Source organism: Methylobacter sp. S3L5C (assembly GCF_022788635.1).
Taxonomy (GTDB): Bacteria; Pseudomonadota; Gammaproteobacteria; order Methylococcales; family Methylomonadaceae; genus Methylobacter_C.
The window spans coordinates 2328593-2348021 of the sequence record NZ_CP076024.1; the positions used below are offsets into that span (position 1 = coordinate 2328593).

General features: G+C 44.6%; 20 protein-coding genes. 16 read left to right on the forward strand and 4 right to left on the reverse strand.

All coding sequences use genetic code 11. The annotated features are described in order from the left end of the window. Positions 1-137: 137 nt before the first annotated feature. Genes KKZ03_RS10390 through KKZ03_RS10400 form a run of 3 tightly spaced genes read right to left on the reverse strand, consistent with a single transcriptional unit; the run spans position 138 to position 3218 of the window. Positions 138-1310 carry a beta-ketoacyl-[acyl-carrier-protein] synthase family protein gene (locus KKZ03_RS10390; protein WP_243221437.1) on the reverse strand — a complete coding sequence of 391 codons (1173 nt, stop codon included), beginning with the start codon at positions 1308-1310 and terminating at the stop codon, positions 138-140. After that, positions 1291-2016 (reverse strand): DUF3261 domain-containing protein, encoded by a 726-nt coding sequence (locus KKZ03_RS10395; protein ID WP_243221439.1) that lies wholly within the window; start codon positions 2014-2016, stop codon positions 1291-1293. The genes KKZ03_RS10390 and KKZ03_RS10395 overlap by 20 nt, the downstream gene beginning before the upstream one ends. Continuing rightward, positions 2001-3218 (reverse strand): NAD(P)/FAD-dependent oxidoreductase, encoded by a 1218-nt coding sequence (locus KKZ03_RS10400; protein WP_243221441.1) that lies wholly within the window; start codon positions 3216-3218, stop codon positions 2001-2003. The genes KKZ03_RS10395 and KKZ03_RS10400 overlap by 16 nt, the downstream gene beginning before the upstream one ends. Before the next feature lie 337 nt (positions 3219-3555). On the opposite strand from KKZ03_RS10400, the gene KKZ03_RS10405 reads away from it, so the two are divergent. From KKZ03_RS10405 to KKZ03_RS10470, 14 genes are all read left to right on the forward strand, one after another. Further along, a complete protein-coding gene (locus KKZ03_RS10405) occupies positions 3556-3777 on the forward strand; it encodes a hypothetical protein (RefSeq protein WP_243221442.1) in 222 nt (73 codons plus the stop codon). 130 nt (positions 3778-3907) lie between these two features. Continuing rightward, positions 3908-4612, forward strand: coding sequence for a beta-ketoacyl synthase chain length factor (locus KKZ03_RS10410; protein ID WP_243221444.1), 705 nt, complete (start codon positions 3908-3910; stop codon positions 4610-4612). Then, the gene (locus KKZ03_RS10415) at positions 4597-5391 is read left to right on the forward strand and encodes a 1-acyl-sn-glycerol-3-phosphate acyltransferase (protein ID WP_243221445.1); all 795 of its coding nucleotides are present in this window, start codon (positions 4597-4599) and stop codon (positions 5389-5391) included. Before KKZ03_RS10410 ends, KKZ03_RS10415 begins: the two co-directional genes overlap by 16 nt. Then, positions 5381-5629 carry a phosphopantetheine-binding protein gene (locus tag KKZ03_RS10420; protein ID WP_371744883.1) on the forward strand — a complete coding sequence of 83 codons (249 nt, stop codon included), beginning with the start codon at positions 5381-5383 and terminating at the stop codon, positions 5627-5629. The genes KKZ03_RS10415 and KKZ03_RS10420 overlap by 11 nt, the downstream gene beginning before the upstream one ends. 7 nt (positions 5630-5636) lie before the next feature. Next, complete coding sequence (locus tag KKZ03_RS10425; RefSeq protein WP_243221447.1) at positions 5637-5885, forward strand: acyl carrier protein; 249 nt, start codon at positions 5637-5639, stop codon at positions 5883-5885. A gap of 47 nt (positions 5886-5932) precedes the next feature. Beyond that, the gene (locus KKZ03_RS10430; RefSeq protein WP_243221448.1) at positions 5933-6484 is read left to right on the forward strand and encodes a hypothetical protein; all 552 of its coding nucleotides are present in this window, start codon (positions 5933-5935) and stop codon (positions 6482-6484) included. Further along, positions 6474-8207 carry an AMP-binding protein gene (locus tag KKZ03_RS10435; protein ID WP_243221450.1) on the forward strand — a complete coding sequence of 578 codons (1734 nt, stop codon included), beginning with the start codon at positions 6474-6476 and terminating at the stop codon, positions 8205-8207. The genes KKZ03_RS10430 and KKZ03_RS10435 overlap by 11 nt, the downstream gene beginning before the upstream one ends. After that, positions 8204-8938, forward strand: coding sequence for a glycosyltransferase family 2 protein (locus KKZ03_RS10440; protein ID WP_243221451.1), 735 nt, complete (start codon positions 8204-8206; stop codon positions 8936-8938). Before KKZ03_RS10435 ends, KKZ03_RS10440 begins: the two co-directional genes overlap by 4 nt. After that, positions 8935-9870, forward strand: coding sequence for a hypothetical protein (locus tag KKZ03_RS10445; protein ID WP_243221453.1), 936 nt, complete (start codon positions 8935-8937; stop codon positions 9868-9870). The genes KKZ03_RS10440 and KKZ03_RS10445 overlap by 4 nt, the downstream gene beginning before the upstream one ends. Then, the gene (gene hutH, locus KKZ03_RS10450) at positions 9860-11395 is read left to right on the forward strand and encodes a histidine ammonia-lyase (protein WP_243221454.1); all 1536 of its coding nucleotides are present in this window, start codon (positions 9860-9862) and stop codon (positions 11393-11395) included. The genes KKZ03_RS10445 and hutH overlap by 11 nt, the downstream gene beginning before the upstream one ends. Further along, positions 11388-11810 carry a thioesterase family protein gene (locus tag KKZ03_RS10455; RefSeq protein WP_243221456.1) on the forward strand — a complete coding sequence of 141 codons (423 nt, stop codon included), beginning with the start codon at positions 11388-11390 and terminating at the stop codon, positions 11808-11810. Before hutH ends, KKZ03_RS10455 begins: the two co-directional genes overlap by 8 nt. Positions 11811-12038: 228 nt before the next feature. Further along, positions 12039-12560: an outer membrane lipoprotein carrier protein LolA gene (locus KKZ03_RS10460; RefSeq protein ID WP_243221458.1), complete on the forward strand. Its 522-nt coding sequence runs from the start codon at positions 12039-12041 to the stop codon at positions 12558-12560. Further along, on the forward strand, positions 12541-14913 hold the full coding sequence (locus KKZ03_RS10465) for an MMPL family transporter (protein ID WP_243221460.1): 2373 nt from the start codon (positions 12541-12543) through the stop codon (positions 14911-14913). Before KKZ03_RS10460 ends, KKZ03_RS10465 begins: the two co-directional genes overlap by 20 nt. A gap of 100 nt (positions 14914-15013) precedes the next feature. Beyond that, the gene (locus KKZ03_RS10470; protein ID WP_243221462.1) at positions 15014-15784 is read left to right on the forward strand and encodes a polysaccharide deacetylase family protein; all 771 of its coding nucleotides are present in this window, start codon (positions 15014-15016) and stop codon (positions 15782-15784) included. 75 nt (positions 15785-15859) lie between these two features. Here KKZ03_RS10470 and cysG read toward each other — a convergent pair whose 3' ends face one another. Further along, positions 15860-17254: a siroheme synthase CysG gene (gene cysG, locus KKZ03_RS10475; RefSeq protein ID WP_243221601.1), complete on the reverse strand. Its 1395-nt coding sequence runs from the start codon at positions 17252-17254 to the stop codon at positions 15860-15862. A gap of 76 nt (positions 17255-17330) precedes the next feature. Here cysG and KKZ03_RS10480 point away from each other — a divergent pair, with 76 nt between their 5' ends. Together KKZ03_RS10480 and KKZ03_RS10485 are read left to right on the forward strand one after the other, a co-directional pair. Further along, positions 17331-17561 (forward strand): sulfurtransferase TusA family protein, encoded by a 231-nt coding sequence (locus tag KKZ03_RS10480; RefSeq protein WP_243221464.1) that lies wholly within the window; start codon positions 17331-17333, stop codon positions 17559-17561. Positions 17562-17633: 72 nt separating this feature from the next. Next, the gene (locus KKZ03_RS10485) at positions 17634-19292 is read left to right on the forward strand and encodes a glutamine--tRNA ligase/YqeY domain fusion protein (RefSeq protein WP_243221466.1); all 1659 of its coding nucleotides are present in this window, start codon (positions 17634-17636) and stop codon (positions 19290-19292) included. The last annotated feature ends 137 nt before the right edge of the window (positions 19293-19429 follow it).

A 19429-nucleotide genomic window follows, 5' to 3' on the forward strand; every position in this document is an offset into this window, starting at 1 on the left:
ACCTAACCGTAACCCGGTTACGGTTAGGTATCTTCCAATAAGTTATTGTTTGGGTATATTAGTAACTTTCTATATAGTTAGTATAACAAACACTTGGCGTACAATTGCCTTTTGGGTTTCAAAAAACGAGTGAATTCTTATGTTCTTGCGATGATAATAGATAAATTATTGCCGCCAAACGCGAAGGAGTTGCTTTGGCAGACATTAATACTACGCTCCAGTTTATCGCCTTTTTTAACCAGATTGAGCGGTGCCAAGCCGGTATCCGACTCATCATCGTTAATATTGGGAATTAATGCCCCCTGTTCATTTTCAGCCAGTAGCATCCAACAAAAACCCAACTCCAAAGCGGCGGCCGCACCCAAGGTATGACCGGTCATGCCTTTACTGGAACTGGCTGCAACTTTGGAACCGAATATTGCATTGGCGGCTTTGCTTTCCATCCTGTCGTTTAACACGGTAGCCGTACCATGTAAATTAAGGTAATCCACCTCATTTGGCTGCTTTCCGGCATCGTTCAAGGCCTTCTTCATAGCGGTAATGACAGCTGTACCGGTCGGGTCGGGTGCGGAAAAATGATAGGCGTCGCTACTGGCTCCTATACCCAGTAATGCTACCGGCCCCGGTTCTTTGCTCAGGACAAAAAGACTTGCCGCTTCGCCGATATTAATGCCGTTGCGATGTTTGCCGAACGGTTTGCAGTAGCCTGTGCTGAGAGACTCAAGCGCGGCAAAGCCGTTAATAGTCAGATTACATAAGCTATCGGCGCCACCGACAATGACAGCGTCGCATAAATCAAGATTAATCAGGCGACGAGCCGAAGCAAAAGCCTTGCCGCTGGATGAACAGGCTGTGGAAATGGTGTAAGCGGGGCCGGTCAGGCCCAAATAGGCGCCAAGGAAATCGGCACCTGCACCCATTTGTTGTTGTTTATAATGGAAATTGTCCGGTAATGATGCGTGTTCAGCCAGATAAGCTAATGCCAGTTCAGTGCTTCTGACGCCGGATGTGCTTGTGCCCAGTACAATACCGATGCGGTCGGAACCAAATTTAGCTGTCACCTTGTCTACGGTCGCTCTGATCTGGTTTAACGCCGCCAGTAACAACTGGTTATTCCTGCACTGATAAATAGAGTATTGGGGATCTATTTCAGGCAGTTCATCTGTGCACTGTCCGACGATGGTTGCAGGTCCGAAGGCATTTGTTGCGATTAAGCCGGAACGATCGCCGGCCAACAAGCGTTTTAAGACTTCGGGCCTGGAATTTCCGGCCGCGCATAACAAGCCTAAATCATTCAGGTAAAGACTCATAATTAACCGTTTTAATGTGCAAATAGTAGTTGTAGTGATGGTTGGTTACCTTCACTTCTTTAGCCCATAGGCTGTCAGGCTGTAAATAATCAACGTCAACGCGTAGTTCATTGTGGTAATACAAGCGCCGATGTTGGCTATCAGCTTCCAGGCGCCAATAGCGAGGCAATATTTTTTGTAATTCGGCCTGTGGCCAGTAAACCAGTTGCAGATCTTTGATGATAAGTTCGGGGGAAAAACTATCCGGCAATAGCGGGCTTTTATTCAGCGTTAACGATTTGCCGTCATAGTTTAAATTGAACAGGCTGAGGCCTTCGTTACTTAATCCCGCTATCGCAACGTGTTTACTATCAAGCTCCAGTACGCAAATTAGTGTTTCCTGCCGACCTGGCCAGGATGCCGTTATTTGTTGCATAACACGCCTGGCAGGGCTTATAGGTGATGCCATGGGTATTGATTTAGCTGATTCAGACTCTTCTGGATGGGTTAATAATGCACAACTGCTTAGGCAGGCCAGGATTATTAAAGCTATTGGCAGTTGTTTAAAAATGTCACGAATCCAATCAAACTTTATTCGAAATAAAGGCGGTGTGAAAATGCGAAAAAACCAAGTGACTATAAAGCCCATGAATTTTTTGAGTTCTTGCGTAATGCCGTTATGGATAGTGGTAGTCGTTTTTAAACGGCTTTTTAATTCGCGCGGCATAATTCGACCAGTGTATCCAGTCTGGAACGGGCGTTTTTTACATAAGGATTCGCTTCATCCCAGGCATAGCCTGCGAGTATCGAACAAATCATTGTTTTGATTTTTGGTTGTTGTTTTTGGTGAAAAATTACATCCTGAAAACGTCCGTCATACCAAGCATCGACAAATACGCGAAAAGTATCGACTCCGCGCTGCAACGGGATGGCATAGTCGGTGTTCCAGTCCACGGCTTCCTGTTTAAATTGCCTGTCCAGAACAGCCGCTGCCAGGCTTGCTGATTTCATCGCAATCGTTACACCCGATGAAAATACGGGGTCCAGAAACTCGCCGGCATTACCAAGTAGGGCGTAGCCTTTGCCATACAAACTTTTTACATTCGCTGCATAGCCGGTAATCGCATTGATTTTGTCATCAAACACAGCATTTTTTAGTAACGTGCGCAAGCTGTCATCCTGGTTAATGATGTCTTTCAGGGCAATATCGTTACAATCCCACGTCTGAAAAAAATCAGTTTGTGCGACAACACCAACACTGCTGCGGCCATTGCTAAATGGAATTACCCATAACCAAACATCTTTATGGTCAGGATGAACGGTAATTCGTATTTTGTTTCTGTCAAACTGCGCATCATCAATACGATCTTCAATATGCCCAAACAAGGCTTTTCTGACCGGAAAACCGGAAGGTGATTCCAGATCCAGTAAACGCGGCAATATACGTCCGAAACCACTGGCATCGAGGACAAAATCAGCCTCATAAGTTGTTACTTCACCTGATGGGTTACGTACGTCAAGTTTTGGTTTGTCGCCTGAAAAATCAACGGCAGTTACCTCTGTCTGCCAGCGTATATCAACGCCCATTCGAACGACTTCATTGGCAAGTATTTCATCAAATCGGCCACGTTGAACCTGGAATGTAGTGCCAATACCAGCGGTAAATTTGTCTTCAAAATTAAACTCCGTGTGCTGGTCTTTGTAAGCAAAGGATGCACCATTTTTAAACTGAAAACCGGCATTAACAACGGCATCCATCATACCAGCCTGCTGGATGAATTCCATGCATTGCGGCAGCAGGCTTTCGCCTATGCTGAAGCGTGGAAATTGCTGACGCTCGAGAATGGTGACCTGATGGCCGCTGTTATGTAATAATGCTCCGGCGATACTGCCCGAAGGCCCTGCGCCGATGATAATAACTTTACACATTTGACTGGTTCCGTTTATTGTTGTGGCCTGCTTAAGAGCATACTAAAAACAGGGCCAAGTAGGTTGGCAATGAATAGTCATTGTGATTGCTTTAAAATTCTGGCGTTGGTAGATTCATTAAACTATTTTGTGGGATTTTACAGGCTTATCGTTGATGAATGTTATGGTATTTAGTTGAGTTTTTAATTATGCGCCTTACAGGTGTGTGCCAAGGTATATTTTTGTGGGTCTTGTTGCAGGCTTTTTTCTGTTCCCTGTAAGTTGTTGGTTATTGTTCATATGCCGTTAACGCTGAATAAGTTACAACGTCAACGTTTATAGAAAGTTTGAGGATGACATGGTCAACGTAGTTATAAAATTTTTTACAGGCCTGACGCTGTTATGCCTGCTGGTCGCTTGCGCTGAATTTAAAGAAGCGGGTCGGTCAATCGGCCAGACAACAAAAAATGTAACAACAGACATTGGTCATGGCTCGCGTAATACTTTTCAAGCTATCGGCAGGGGTACAAAAAGAGTCGTCAACTCGGTTACTGAAGAACAGGAACACCCCAGTGAATAGTTTAAAGCCAATTATATTTAATCGCTTGTCTGGCTTGCAGAGTTAACTGATTATTTCAGACTTCCGGCAAGTACCAGCGATGTTGCTTGTTAAATGAAAATACCAACACTGTAATGTGATGTAATGAGTGATGATGTCTGATTTTATCTTGTGTCAATGGAGCGCATGGGCTCCGGGCTTTAGTGCCAGAGATGACAGGTTGATGGAACTTGGCAACTCTGTCGTACCAGAGTGCGTACCTAAAATGCTACGGCGCCGATTAACGCCATTGGCCAAAGCTGTTTTTAATGTCGCTGATCTATGCATCAATGGAGAAAAAACATTCCCCGTCGTGTTTAGCTCTGCACATGGTGAAATATGTAAATCATTAACCATGCTTCAAACGATTCAGGCAGGTCATGAGCTTTCTCCGACAGCGTTTAGCCTGTCCGTACATAATGCTATCGCTGGCCTGTTTTCTATTGCTTATCGCAACACTCAGGAAATAACTGTTATTGCCCCGGGACAAGAAGGTATTGCCCCCGCTTTTATAGAAGCGCTCGGTATGCTGTATGAAGGTGCTGATGAAGTTCTAATTATTTTATACGATGAGCCCATTGCTGATTTTTATCCCATCGCTCCTTTTAATCTTAATAGCCCTGATCCATGTGTACTTGCATTAAGAATTGCCTTGGTCGGTGATGGTTTACCTTTTCAGCTTGACCGTTGCACGCAATCTCGTGATGATGGCGAGCATCCTGTACAATTACAACTATTTTTAAGGTTTCTTCTTGCTAAAGAGCCATCATTAAGTTTAGGCAATCAGGGGCATAGCTGGACATGGCACAAAAAATAATCCGAAAATTAAGCTATGGCTGGCGTCTTTTTGCGACAGGTTTTAGTTTTTTTATTTTCGCCATGGGCGGGTTGTTGTTGTGGTTGCTGGTTTTTCCGGTGTTGTCAGTGTTGCCAGGTAATAATTTGCAGAAGGCAAGCAGGGGACAGGGCGTTGTCCATTACAGTTTTTATGTTTTTATTGGTCTCATGCACAGAATTGGGATCATGACTTACGAAATAAATGGCCTGGAAAAACTTAATCGACCGGGACAGCTGATCATGGCTAATCATCCGACGCTGGTCGATATTGTCTTTTTAATCAGTCGTATTAAGCAGGCAAACTGCATAGTTAAAGACAGTCTTTGGCGTAATCCCTTTATGCGTGGGGCTATAGTCAATGCCGGCTATATCAGTAACAGCGATCCTGAGAAAATGATAGCCGACTGTGTCGAATGGTTAAAGTCAGGCGGCACCATGATTATTTTTCCGGAAGGAACACGCTCGATGCCAGGCAAGCCGTGCCTTTTTCAGCGGGGAGCCGCTGCGATAGCGTTGCAGGCCAATAAAATCGTAACACCGGTGACACTCTCATGTTACCCGAGTACCTTAACGAAAGCCGAGCCATGGTATCAAATCCCGGAGCGCCGCTTTCATCTGGTGATGCACGTAGGGAATGATATTGCCCTGGATGAATTTCTTTTAATACAACCTAAATCAATTGCTGTACGCCGTTTTAACCAGTACTTGCAGGATTATTTTACGCAACAGAGAGAACGCTATAAAAACTATGGAAAATGAATTAAAGCAATTGATTATCGATGCACTGGATCTTGAAGATATCAGTGTTGCCGATATAGATAGTCATGCACCGCTTTTTAATGAGGGGCTGGGGCTCGATTCAATAGATGCACTGGAGCTGGGGTTGGCTATCCGCAAAAAATACAATGTAAAAATTGAGGCTGAAAAAGAAGATGTCGTAAAGATTTTTTCTTCCGTTTCAACTTTGGCCGATTATATTAAATCAGTGCAGGGTTAACGCGATCATGAATAATCGTGAAGAAATTTTAAGTGCTATTAAAACTATTTTGGTCGAGATGTTTGAAGTCGATGAAAAAGCGATTACGCTGGAAGCACGCTTATACCAAGATCTTGATTTCGATAGTATTGATGCCGTCGATATGATTGTGCGGATTAAGGAAATGACCGGAAAATCGGTTAAACCCGAAGATTTCAAGAGCGCCCGCACTATCTCCGATGTGGTTGAAGCCGTTTACAGTATGATCCATGATTAGTGACCTTGCAGGGCAAGCAGTCGCTATGGCTGTTGTTTATCATTAGTATGCGCATAATAATAAACAGTGTCATAGGTCTATTGACCATGCTCTATCCATTTGCTGTTTATTTTGGCATGCATTATTTGGAACCATGGAAAATAGCGAGCGTTTTATTGGTTTTACTCGGTATCAGACTGATTGCCAGTTACGCCATTAAGCATTGGAGTTGTCCGTTGTTAATGATGGGTATGGTTTATTGTAGCTTTGCAATTTGGAGCAATGAGTTGCTCACTTTACGGATTTATCCTGCTATCGCTAATGCGGCGATGTTGTTGCTATTTTCATGGAGCTTACTGTCGCCGCCGAGTTTGGTTGAACGCCTGGCCAGAATTCAGCATCCCGATTTGCCGCCGGAAGGCATTATTTATACGCGGCGGGTTACCCAGATCTGGTGTGTATTTTTTATTGTCAATGGGAGTATTGCCTTGGCAACAGCGCTGTGGAGCAGTTTTGAAGTCTGGAGTTTATATAACGGTTTTATTGCCTACGTGTTAATGGGTATTTTATTCATAGGGGAATATATAGTCAGGATGAAAACCCGTAAACATGTCAAATGAAAATATTGCCTTGTCAGACTGCGTGCTGATAAGAAGGGATTTTACTACTCCAATTGCCTTTCATGCCGGGCGTTATTATCATGCTGATGATTTTTATGCGGCGGTAAAGTATTGGGTCAGGCAACTGCAAGCCCAACCATTTCAGCGTTATGCCTTATTTACCGAAGATGCCTATCCTTTTTCCGTGTTGTTATTCGCGTTGTTTCATGCCGGAAAGCAGGTCTGGATTGCCGGCAATAACCGGCCCGGTACTGCGCAGCAACTTCAGCAACACGATTGCCGATTAATAGGTGATTGGAATAAAGGTAAACTGTTTGATTATTATTTGACGGCAACAGATGCTTTGGCTTTGTCATTATCACCATTAAACCTCGAAGAAACTCAACTGGTGATTTTTACGTCCGGCTCTACCGGGCAACCAAAACCGATAGAAAAGCATTTGATTCAATTCCAGCTTGAAATCACTGCGCTGGAAAAGCAGTGGGGAAAGCTTCTTGGGTCTGCCGAGATTTTGGCAACAGTCAGTCATCAGCATATTTACGGCCTGCTATTTCGTATTTTATGGCCGTTATCGACAGGCCGATGTTTTCACAGTCCGATTTATATTAATCCTGAAACGCTGGTCAATGCTATTCAGACGGGTGCTGCCTGTTGGGTTGCCAGTCCGGCTCATCTAAAACGTCTGGATCAAAACTCACCGTGGATCGGTATCGCCGGATTAAGCGTTATTTTCAGTTCGGGCGGCGCCTTGAACGAAGTGGCCAGGCAGCAGATTAATGCCAATAGCGGACAGCAGGTGATTGAAATTTACGGTAGTTCGGAAACTGGTGGCATCGGTTGGCGACAGTTCGAGATGGCCTGGCAGTTGTTTGACGGGTTACGTTTAAGCTGTTTGGATGACTGCTGGCAATTGTCTTCGCCTTATTTACAAATTATCCCTTTTGCAAAGGGCGAAGAAAACGAGCCTTTTCAATTGGATGACCAGATCAGTTTACAAGACGATGGCCTGTTTATCATGCATGGACGGGCGGATCGCATTGTTAAAATAGAAGAAAAGCGCCTGTCTTTATCTGAAATGGAACGGCGCTTGGCTGAAACGCCTTGGGTGGCTGAGGCATTTACCGTCGCCATAACAAAAAGCAGGGATGTGGTCGGTGCAGCGGTGGTATTGACTGAGGCAGGTAGTAACACTCTAAAAATCGAGGGCAGGAATGCTTTAATCAGGCAACTGCGTGCATCGCTTTATCAATGGTTTGATAGCATTGTTTTACCCAGAAAATGGCTGTTTCTGGACAGTATGCCATTGACGACGCAAGGTAAAATTGACCAGTATCTTCTAAATGCGCTGCTGGATACCGATAACCAAAGATTGCCCCAGGTTCAAGGTGTTTGTATAAAGCTCAATACCGTTAAGCTGACACTTAAAGTTCCTGAAGATTTGATTTATTTCCCCAATCATTTTTCAACTTACCCGATTCTTCCCGGCGTAGTTCAGATTGCGTGGGCAGAATATTTCGGCAAATTGTTTTTTGCCATCGACCAGTCGTTTTTAGCGATGGAAGTCATTAAATTTGTCAAAGCCATTCAGCCCGGCAATACCGTTAAATTAACGCTTAACTGGAATATGTCGCCTGATAAACTGCATTTTCAGTTCCGATCAGAAGATGGTATTTATAGTTCAGGGCGACTTGTTTATGCAGCCAAATGCAGAGAACAGCCATGAAACCCTGTATTATTATTCCTGTTTATAATCATGAACACGCCATTGCTCAGGTTATTGCCAAATTAAAACCCTATGGTATTTCTTGTTTTTTGGTTAATGACGGCAGCTCGGTAGCTTGCGCGGAAGTACTGGAAGACTGCGCCAGACAAGAAGCCAGCTGGCTTACCTTGTTAAACCGGAAGGAAAATGGCGGTAAAGGTGCAGCGGTTATGGAAGGCTTTAACGCGGCACAATGTTTAGGATACACGCATGCCATACAAATTGATGCCGATGGCCAGCATAACACCGATGATATTCCACGTTTTCTTGAAGCCGGCAAGCTAAACCCTGATGCGATGATTTTAGGTCAACCTGTTTTTGATAAATCCGTTCCTAAAAACCGGCTGTATGGGCGGTGCATTACCAACTTTTGGATAGCAATCCATACGTTGTCCCTGGCAATAGCCGACGGGATGTGCGGCTTTCGACTGTATCCGCTGGCCGCCGTAGATAAATTAATCAGCACGACGCAGATTGCACAAGGCATGGCTTACGATATCGATATTATCGTACGCCTGTACTGGCAGGGTGTCGATGTTGTCAATATTCCGACTGCGGTATGCTACCCCTCGGATGGTGTGTCACATTTCAGGTTATTGCATGATAATGTCATGATTTCAAAAACCCATACCAAATTATTTTTTGGCATGTTGGTACGTATTCCCAAGCTGCTGCTACGATATTGGCGATGAAAAAACCACCGCATTGGGCGCAAATCGAGGAGACCAGCGTTATTTGGGGTATGCGGTTTCTGTTGAGTATTTATCTGTTATTTGGCCGCAGGGTTCTGCAACTATTTTTATACCCGGTTGTAACTTATTACTGGTTGATTAATCGACCGGCCAGACAGGCCAGTCAAGATTATCTCAACAGACTGGCAATTTTTGCGCCGTCATTAAAACTGAGCGGTAGTTTATTATGGAGTTACCGGCACTTTATCAGTTTTGCCAATGCCATTGTTGACAAATTAGCTGCCTGGTCAGGGGCACTGGCAATTAGTGAAGTCGACTATCACGGGCGTGATGAATTATTTACGGCAATTGGTAAAGGGAGGGGGGCGCTATTACTGGGCTCGCATTTGGGTAATCTTGAGGTCTGTCGAGTGATTGCCGATCTGGATAATGCCATTGGTGTTAATGTGTTGGTACATACTAAACACGCCCAAAAATTTAACCAGTTGTTAAATCAGACCAGCGACAACAGCCGGTTAAATCTGATTCAGGTGACTGAAATTACTGCAGCAACCGCAGTGTTGCTAAGCGACAAAATTGATGCCGGTGAATTAGTCATCATCGCCGCTGACAGAACACCTGTTAGCGGCCAACAACGCGTTACCAAAGTTAGCTTTTTGGGTGCTGATGTGCTGTTTCCACAAGGGCCGATTATTCTGGCTGCGTTATTGAAGTGTCCCGTTTATACCGTGTTCTGTCTAAAACAGCAGGGCAGACATGTCATTTATTTTGATTATTTTAGTGACATATTGACGTTTCCCAGAAAAACGCGCGAGCAGGCCATGCAGCAAGTCATTCAGCAGTATGCGAACTGTTTGCAAACTTACTGTTTAAAAGAACCACTGCAATGGTTTAATTTTTTCAATTTTTGGCGTGTTACGGATGATGAATAACAAAAATACCGTTGTTTTTAACAGTAATTTCTTAACTATAGAAGATATTTGCGATATAGCAGGGCAACAGGCAACTATTGAACTTAGTACACAAGCCGATTTTATTAAACGCATTGATAAAGGGGCGTTATTTATTGATAGCCTGTTAAAAGAACAAGGCTTTGTCTATGGCGTAACTACCGGCTATGGTGACTCTTGTACCGTATCGATTCCATTACATCTGGTTGAAGAATTACCCCGGCATTTATACACTTTCCACGGCTGTGGTCTGGGTAATCATTTTGATGCCCAGCAAACCCGCGCTATTCTGGCCGTACGTTTAACTAGTTTGGCACGCGGCTTTTCAGGTGTCCGCTATCAATTATTGCAGCAATTGACGACTTTATTAACGCAGGATATTCTGCCGTTGATGCCACAAGAGGGGTCGGTAGGAGCGAGTGGCGATTTAACGCCGTTGTCTTATTTGGCGGCAGTGCTGGCTGGCGAACGCGATGTGCTGTATCAAGGTGAGCAGCAGTCGACGGATACGGTTTTTGCGCGGTTAAACATTCAACCGCTGACTCTTAAGCCCAAGGAAGGCCTGGCCATTATGAACGGTACGGCGGCTATGACCGGCATTGCCTGTCTTGCCTACCAACGCGCCGAATACTTGTCGCAGCTCAGTACCCGTATCACCAGTCTGGCTTCAATAGCGTTAAATGGTAACGCCTACCATTTTGATGAAAAGCTGTTTTCGGTTAAACCCCATCCGGGCCAAAACCGGGTTGCTGAACGTATCCGTGCCGATTTGCAGGTCACCGAAAGTGCGCCGCGTAACGATACCCGCTTACAGGATCGTTACTCGCTACGCTGCGCTCCGCATGTTATTGGCGTCCTGGAAGATTCTTTGCCGTGGCTGCGGCAGTTTATTGAAAACGAACTGAATAGCGCCAATGACAATCCCATTATCGATGCAGAAGCAGAACACGTTTTGCATGGCGGGCATTTTTACGGTGGTCATATTGCCTTTGCGATGGATAGCCTGAAAACAGCGGTCGCCAATCTGGCCGATTTAATGGACAGGCAAATGGCGCAATTAATGGATACCAAATTCAACCACGGCCTGCCTGCCAATTTATCCGGTGCCGATGCCGAACAGGCGATGATTAATCACGGTTTTAAAGCCGTGCAAATTGCCGTGTCAGCCTGGACGGCTGAAGCGCTTAAATTAACCATGCCGGCGAGTGTATTTTCCCGTTCCACTGAATGTCATAATCAAGACAAGGTTAGCATGGGTACGATTGCAGCAAGGGATTGCATACGCATACTGGAGTTAACCGAACAGGTGGCTGCGGCGGTATTGTTCGCGGCGGTACAAGGGGTGGAATTGCGCGGCAACCTTGAGACGTTAAGTCCGGCTGTCCAAAATACCGTTAAGTTTGTACGCCGGTTTAGTCTATTCTTAAGTGTTGATAGGGCATTGGAACAAGAGCTACGCCAGTGTCTGGTGTTAATTCGTGAAAAACGCTGGGATTTATATGATTAAAAGTTTGCATCAAACGTCAGTTGATTTACTTGTCCCTTTTCATGATATTGATATCATGGAAGTGGTATGGCATGGTCATTACGTAAAATATTTTGAAATTGCACGCTGTGCTTTGCTGGAGAAAATACATTACAACTATCCGCAAATGCTTGACTCAGGTTACTCCTGGCCGGTTATTGATTTAAATGTGCGTTATATAAAACCATCGGTGTTCGGGCAAGTCATTACCGTACAGGCCAATATTGTAGAGTGGGAAAATCGCTTGAAAATCAATTACCTGATTACTGATAAGCTGACAGGATCAAGACTCACCAAGGGCTACAGCATTCAAGTCGCGATTGATAGCCAGACCAAAGAAATGTGTTTTGAATCACCCAAGGTTTTATTTGAAAAGTTGGGTGTGTTGGTTTCTTGAATCCATTATATAGAGCCACAACCTGATTAAATGACATAATAAGCGTGTGTCCTAAAGGCTGCTTGATTGGTGAGCAGTCCTGTATTACTTAATCACTGAAAGCCTCTTTATACATACAAATGTTGGGGTTCGTAGCTCACGCCAACTTGTTAAAACTAATATATTGTGATTTTTCTAAAAGTCTTACTACTTTTTTTACTCTCGTTCAATCAAAGCTATGCCGACGATGTGTTAGCTCAAATCACCGCGCGCTTGGTAAAAACGTCCATAACCCAAGGTAGTTTTCAACAGGAAAAACGCTTAAAAGTTTTACGCAAACCGTTAATTTCTACAGGCACATTTACTTATCATCAAAGCAAAGGGGTGATCTGGAAAACGCTTACGCCTATTCCGTCTTTATTGCTGATTAATGAATCGCATCTGTTGACAGGGCAGGGTGAGCAAGCCGTACCGGCGGCTTTTGGCAAGGTGTTTAAAGCCATGCTGGGCGGGGATTTAAAGCAATTGACCGAGGGTTTTTTAATCGCCGGAGAGAATAGAAAGCCCTCCTGGCAATTACAACTCAAACCTAAAGATGAATTTTTGCAGAAAATAATCAGCACTATTTTACTGACCGGCGACACCGAGTTGCGGGCATTGGAAATACAGGAAGTCACTGGTAATCTGACACGGATTAGTTTTACTCAAGTGACTCATCCTGCAAACATACTTCCTGAACAAGAAACCGATTTTGAACGTTTATCACCCTAAAGTAACTGCATGGCTTTGGTTGCTGGGTATGCTGTTTATCGGTTTTCTCGGCAGTCAATCGTTGACCAAAGACTGGCTGGAAACAGGTTTTTTGGCATTATTGCCGGTTACCGAACAAAAGCCCGAAATCGCCAAGGCTGTCCGGCAACATAATGAACAACTCAACCGAAAAGTCATCTGGCTGACTGGTGCCTTAACGTCTAAGGATGCCATTGCCCATGCGCAGCAGCTTAAACAGCAGTTGCAACAGAGCGGTCTGTTTGGCGAGCTGATGCTGGAGTTGCCACAGCAGACCATGGTTAAACAGTATCAGCAGTTATTTTCCTACCGTTATCAGTTGCTGGATGCACAGACACGGCTCACGCTGGATAATAACCCCAAGGACTTGCTGGCCCAAAATCTGGAAACGCTTTATAGCCCGATTGGCCAGATGACGGCGGCTGATCTTGAGCATGATCCGTTGCTATTATTCAGCCGTTATTTTAATGCGCAAAATCCGCTCAAACTGACAGTAGAGCAGGGCATTGTTATTCTGCATGACGCTGACCAATTTTGGGCCTTACTGCTGACCGACCTTGAAGACCAATATTTACAGTTGGACAAGTTGGAAACCTTGCTGGCGTTAGTGAATAGTTCAACCGCGCAAACGCAGGCGGCAGGCGGTGACTTAATGGTGACCGGGATGCCGTTGTTTACTGCTCAGGGATCGGATTCTGCGAGGCAGGAAATTTCAACGGTAGGTTTGGGTTCCAGTGCGGGAATTGTTGTTTTGCTGCTGCTGACTTTTCGAAGCTTACGGCCTTTGTTGTTGTCGTTTCTGGCTATAGGCAGCGGCCTGTTTGCAGCCCTTGTCGTGAGCGTACTGTTTTTTGGCAAGATACATATTATTACCCTGGTTTTTGGTGCCAGTTTAATCGGCGTTGCTGATGATTATGCCATCCATTTTGTCTGTGACAGTTTCGGAGCCAAAAATTGGTTACCACGCCAGGGATTACGTTATATTTTTCCGGGGCTGGTCATTGGATTATTAACCAATCTATTAAGTTATGCGGGTTTGGTGGTTTCACCGTTTCCGGGTTTACAGGAAGTGGCTTTGTTTTCGGCCGTTGGTCTGTTAGTCGCCTGGCTTACCGTGGTTTTGCTGTTTCCCTTATTACTGACCGGATTTAAACCTGATCATCAGCCGCTTATTTTGGTTTGTGCCAACTACTGGCAACAGCATTGGCCGGTTTGGTTGTTAAAAAACAGGCACTGGCTAATACCGTTTTTGCTGGTTTTTATTGCTGGTGGGCTATGGCAACTAACACCGCGCGATGACGTACGGTTGTTGCAATCAGCTCCGGCTGAATTACTAAAAACTGCCGATAAGATTAAGCAATTATTGCCGGTGAGCCAGGAAAATCAGTTTTTTCTGGTATCGGGCCACGATATCAATGACTGGCATCAACATGAACAGCAACTCCTTGAGCGTCTTAACCTGTTAACCCAACAGCATAAGCTAATGGCTTACCAAGGCCTAAGTGGTTACTGGCCTGATGAGGCTAATCAGCAGACAAATTACCGGTTACTGGACAAAATCCTGTATCAATCGGGCTTACTGAAGCAATATATGATGGAGCTGGGATTTAGTGGCCAAGCCATTAACACCGAACTAAAACAGTTTAGTGAGGCAAAAAACAGGTCGATTTCCTTACCTGAATGGTTGGTGACTGCCGATGAAACAAAACAGCAATTATGGCTGGGTTGTGATGTAGAGCGGTGCTTAAGCCGGGTTGTCTTAACCGGAATAACCGATTTGCCGTCATTAGCTGCCCTGCAAAGCCTGCAAGGTGTTGCCTGGGTTGATCAGGTCGAGCAATTATCTTCCTTGTTTGCCCGTTATCGGCTCAGTGTCAGTTTGCTGTTAATTGTAGCTTATCTGTTGGTTTTTAGCGGCCTGGGGTTAAAGTTTGGCTGGCACAATGCGTTGAAGATAACCGCCATTCCTGTCGTTGCGGCACTGGTTTCATTAGCCATGATGGGCTGGTTTGATCAATTGTTTAGTTTGTTTAATTTATTTGCGCTGTTGCTGGTGTTGGGAATTGGGGTTGATGATGCTATTTTCTTTTTTATGGCAGACAGTTCAGCCGCATTGTCCAATGAGACGGTCCACGATCGGCGTGCCAGTACATCATTGGCGGTTACCTTATCGGCATTAACGACATTACTGGCTTTTGGCTTGCTGGCGGTAAGTTCTACCGAGATTGTTCATGCCTTTGGTTTTACCGTTGCGACCGGTATTTTAACGGCACTGGTATTGTCGCCTTTGGTTGGACATCGAACCCAGGGCTCTTGGGAGATAAAGCCGTCATAGCGGCGATGATAAATATCAGGCCATGTGACTTTGCAGTAATGATAAGACCAGTTGGCCTACTTAATGACAAATTATCTTACCCGATTAGTTACCTTACCAGATGACCTTTAATTCAACCCGTATCTGTTTCCTCATCGCCATCAGCATTATTGGCTTGCTCCACCATTTTTTCGTAGTCAGTTTATGGTGGCTTGTATTGCCATGCCTGGTTTATTCGGCTTTAATTATTTATGGTTCGTCTGTCATCCAGGCGAACTTTTACGCCCCGGTTTATTGTTATGGCGAGTCGTTAGAAAAAGAAATTGTCCTGTCGTTTGACGATGGTCCAAACTCCGAATATACGCCGCAGGTGCTGGCAATCTTGGCGGAGTACAACGCTAAGGCGACTTTTTTTGTTATCGGAAAAAATATTCCGGGTAACGAAAGCCTTTTGCAACAAATAGATGCCGCCGGACACAGTATTGGCAATCACAGCTACACACATTCTTTTTTTGTCGATTTTAAACGTGTGCAAGGCTTTAAGGATGAACTTAATCAGACCGCAGAAAGTGTTTTCAAGGTCACCGGCAAACGCCTGAAATTATTCCGGCCGCCCTACGGTGTCACCACTCCCAGTCTTGCCAAGGCCTCAATGCTGTTAAACTACAGTATTATCGGCTGGTCGATTCGCTCGTTGGATACTACAGCCGATAGCGAACAAGTTATAACCCGACGCGTACAATCACAAATAAAACCGGGAGCCATCATTTTATTTCATGACGCGTCGGATAAAACCATTCAGGTATTAAAGCAGATGCTTGATTTTGCGAAAGCAAATGGTTATAAAATTGTTGGTATTGAGCAGCTTTTAAAGATTAAAGTCTATGAATAACTGAACCAAGTGGGTAATGACAGGTATTGAGTACCCACTTGGTTCAGCAATCACTCTCAACTAATTGTAAGATTTTTAATCTTCATGGCTGCCATGAAACCATTTTAGCTTGTCATGGAGCGTCACTACCGTACCAATAATAATCAAGGTGGGCGGTTTAATATCCAGACTGGCAATGGTCGCCGGTAAGGTTTCCAAAGTACCGGTAATAACGCGCTGATTAACGGTAGTGCCTTGTTGAATCAGGGCAACAGGTAAATCTTTAGGGCTGCCGTGGGCAATTAAAGACGCGCATATTTTTTCCAGTCCGACCAGACCCATGTAAATAACGATGGTTTGATTGGGTGCTGCCAGTTGTGTCCAGTTTAAATTAATCGAATTATCTTTCAGGTGGCCGGTAACAAAAGTACAAGACTGTGCGTGATCTCTGTGCGTCAACGGAATACCGGCATAAGTGGCGCAACCTGACGCGGCAGTTATGCCGGGCACCACTTGAAAGCTGATGCCTTGTTCCATTAAGGTTTCAATTTCTTCACCGCCGCGACCAAAAATAAAAGGATCACCGCCTTTTAACCGCACCACGCGTTTGCCTGCCTTGGCCAAATCTGCAAGTAGAATATTGATGGATTCCTGGGGCAGGGTGTGTTTATCCCTTTGCTTGCCAACGTAAATTTTTTCTGAATCGCGGCGTGCCAAATCGATAATTTCCGGTGAAACCAGATGGTCATAAACAATGACATCGGCCTGCTGCATCAAGCGTAAGGCGCGAAATGTCAACAAGTCGGGCGCACCCGGGCCTGCGCCTATCAGGTAGACTTCACCTTGGGTAACGGTGTCGGCTTGTTTGATGATGGCTTGTTTTAATTGTTGTTCTGCTGCTTTTTCATTGCCGGCAAAAACCAATTCAGCAACTGAACCCTGAAAGATGTTTTCCCAGAAAATTCGCCGTTGTGCCGGATCTTTAAAGTGTTTTTTAACATCGTCTCTATAGCTTTCCGCAAGTTGTGCCAGTCGTCCATAAGCGGGCGGGATGATGGTTTCAATCTTGGCCCTGAGCAAGCGCGCTAAAACCGGCGCAGCACCGCCAGAAGAGACAGCAGCAACGATGGGTGAGCGGTCAATAATAGCCGGAAAAATAAAACTGCATAACGCGGGATTATCAACGACATTAACCAGAATATTTTGTGCCTCAGCGGCGTCGGCAACCAATTGATTGGTTTCTTTGCTATCGGTAGCTGATACCACCAGTCTAAAGCCACACAAATCAGTGGGAGCAAAGGGTTTTTGTTGTATTTGTAAACGACAAGGCCCTTCAAGGCTTGAGACATGGTGGCTTATTTCATTGGCGATTACCGTTATTTTTGCGCCGGCACGGGCTAATAGTTCGATTTTGCGGGCCGCGATTTCTCCCGCTCCGATAACCAGGCAATGCTTGTCTTTAAGTTTTACAAAAACGGGAAAATAATCCATTTCGTTACGATGATTCATAGATTGATTAGGGAATGGTATTATAAGCAATCTACCGTTTTGTGAGTAACTAAAAACAATGATTGAATTTAGTATGGAAGTCGATGCCAGTGGTTTACTGTGTCCGTTGCCCTTATTACGTTTAAAAAAAGCGTTAATGGGAATGGCCAGTGACGATGTCGTTAAAATTATCGTAACCGATCCGGCTGCACATCTTGATTTTGGTGTTTATGCCAACCAATCGGGTCATAAAATCATTGACTTGATAAAGCAGGATAATCAGCAGATTTTTTATATCAAAAAGAAATAGTCAGTTTAAAGCTCAAGCTTGTGCTTTGTACCTTTACATTGACTTCAATAACATACAACTTATTAACAGCCCATGACCACAAACGATACTCAACCTTTGGCAAATTTTATTCGTCAGATTATTACCAATGATCTTAAAGACAACAAAAATAATGGCAAGGTAGCCACCCGATTCCCGCCGGAGCCTAATGGTTATCTCCATATTGGTCACGCAAAATCAATTTGTCTGAATTTTGGTATTGCCACCGAATTTAACGGTACTTGTAACCTGCGTTTTGATGATACCAATCCTGAAAAAGAAAACATCGAATACATGGAAGCGATCGAAAGGGATGTGCAATGGCTGGGTTTTGACTGGGCACAATTGCATCACGCTTCCGATTATTTTGAACAGCTTTATAATTATGCCGTGCAATTGATTGAGCAAGGCCAAGCTTACGTTGACAGTTTATCTGCGGAACAAATCAGGCTTTATCGTGGCACCTTAACGGAACCTGGCAAAGAAAGTCCTGATCGTAGTCGGTCAATTGCCGATAATCTGGATTTATTTAGCCGTATGCGTGCCGGTGAATTTGCCGATGGCCAGTATGTGCTACGTGCCAAAATCGACATGGCATCGCCCAACATTAATATGCGTGATCCGGCAATTTATCGAATTCGTCGCGTCCATCATCACCGTACCGGCGATGCCTGGTGCATTTATCCGATGTACGATTATACCCATTGTATTTCTGATGCCATCGAAGGTATTACCCATTCGTTGTGTACCTTGGAATTTGAGGATCATCGTCCACTTTATGATTGGGTACTTGAGCAACTACAAACGCCTGTCCATCCCCAACAAATAGAATTTGCCCGACTGCAACTGGAATACACCATTGTCAGCAAGCGCAAACTGAATCAATTAGTAACAGAAAAGCATGTCCACGGCTGGGATGATCCACGCATGCCGACTATTGCAGGTCTGCGTAGAGCCGGCTTTACGCCGAAATCAATACGGGATTTTTGCGAACGTATCGGTGTTACCAAGCAAAATTCATGGATAGAAATGGGTGTGCTGGAATATTGTATTCGTGAAGATTTAAACGAAAATGCACCCAGGGCTATGGCGGTTTTACAGCCGTTACGGGTGGTGATAGACAATTATCCTGAAGACCAAACAGAGCAGCTGGAAATAAGCAATCACCCGCAACGCCATGAATTGGGCAAGCGCAATGTGCCTTTTTCCCGAGTGATATTAATTGAGCAGGATGATTTTGCCGAAGTCCCACCACCAAAATTTAAGCGTTTGATTGCCGGTGGTGAAGTTCGTTTACGCGGTTCTTACGTTATAAAATGTAACGAAGTTATCAAAAATGCCGAAGGAATTGTGACTGAACTGCGTTGTACCTATGATACTGACACGCTGGGTAAAAATCCTGAAGGTCGTAAGGTAAAGGGCGTTATTCATTGGGTTTCCGAGCAACATTCACATCCGGCAGAAATTCGATTGTATGATCGTTTGTTTAAAGTGCCTAATCCCGATAGTGAAGAAAACTTTTTGGATGTTATCAATCCTGCTTCACTGGAAGTTCTTGAGGGTTGTCGGGTAGAAGCGAGTCTCGCAGAAACACAGTCAGACGGCCGCTATCAATTTGAACGAATCGGTTATTTTTGCCGGGATGCGGTGGACAGCGTTGACGGTAAACTGGTTTTTAACCGGACAGTATCGCTCCGAGAAGGCGGCTGGTAAAAAGCTTGATTTAAAAAAGAGTAGTCCACGAAAAGCAGGGAAAAATAAACAGGGAAGTGATCCAGAAACAATAGTTGGACAGGTTATGCTCACGCGTAACGGGGTTGCACCGTTATGCGTTGATTAAAAATTGACAG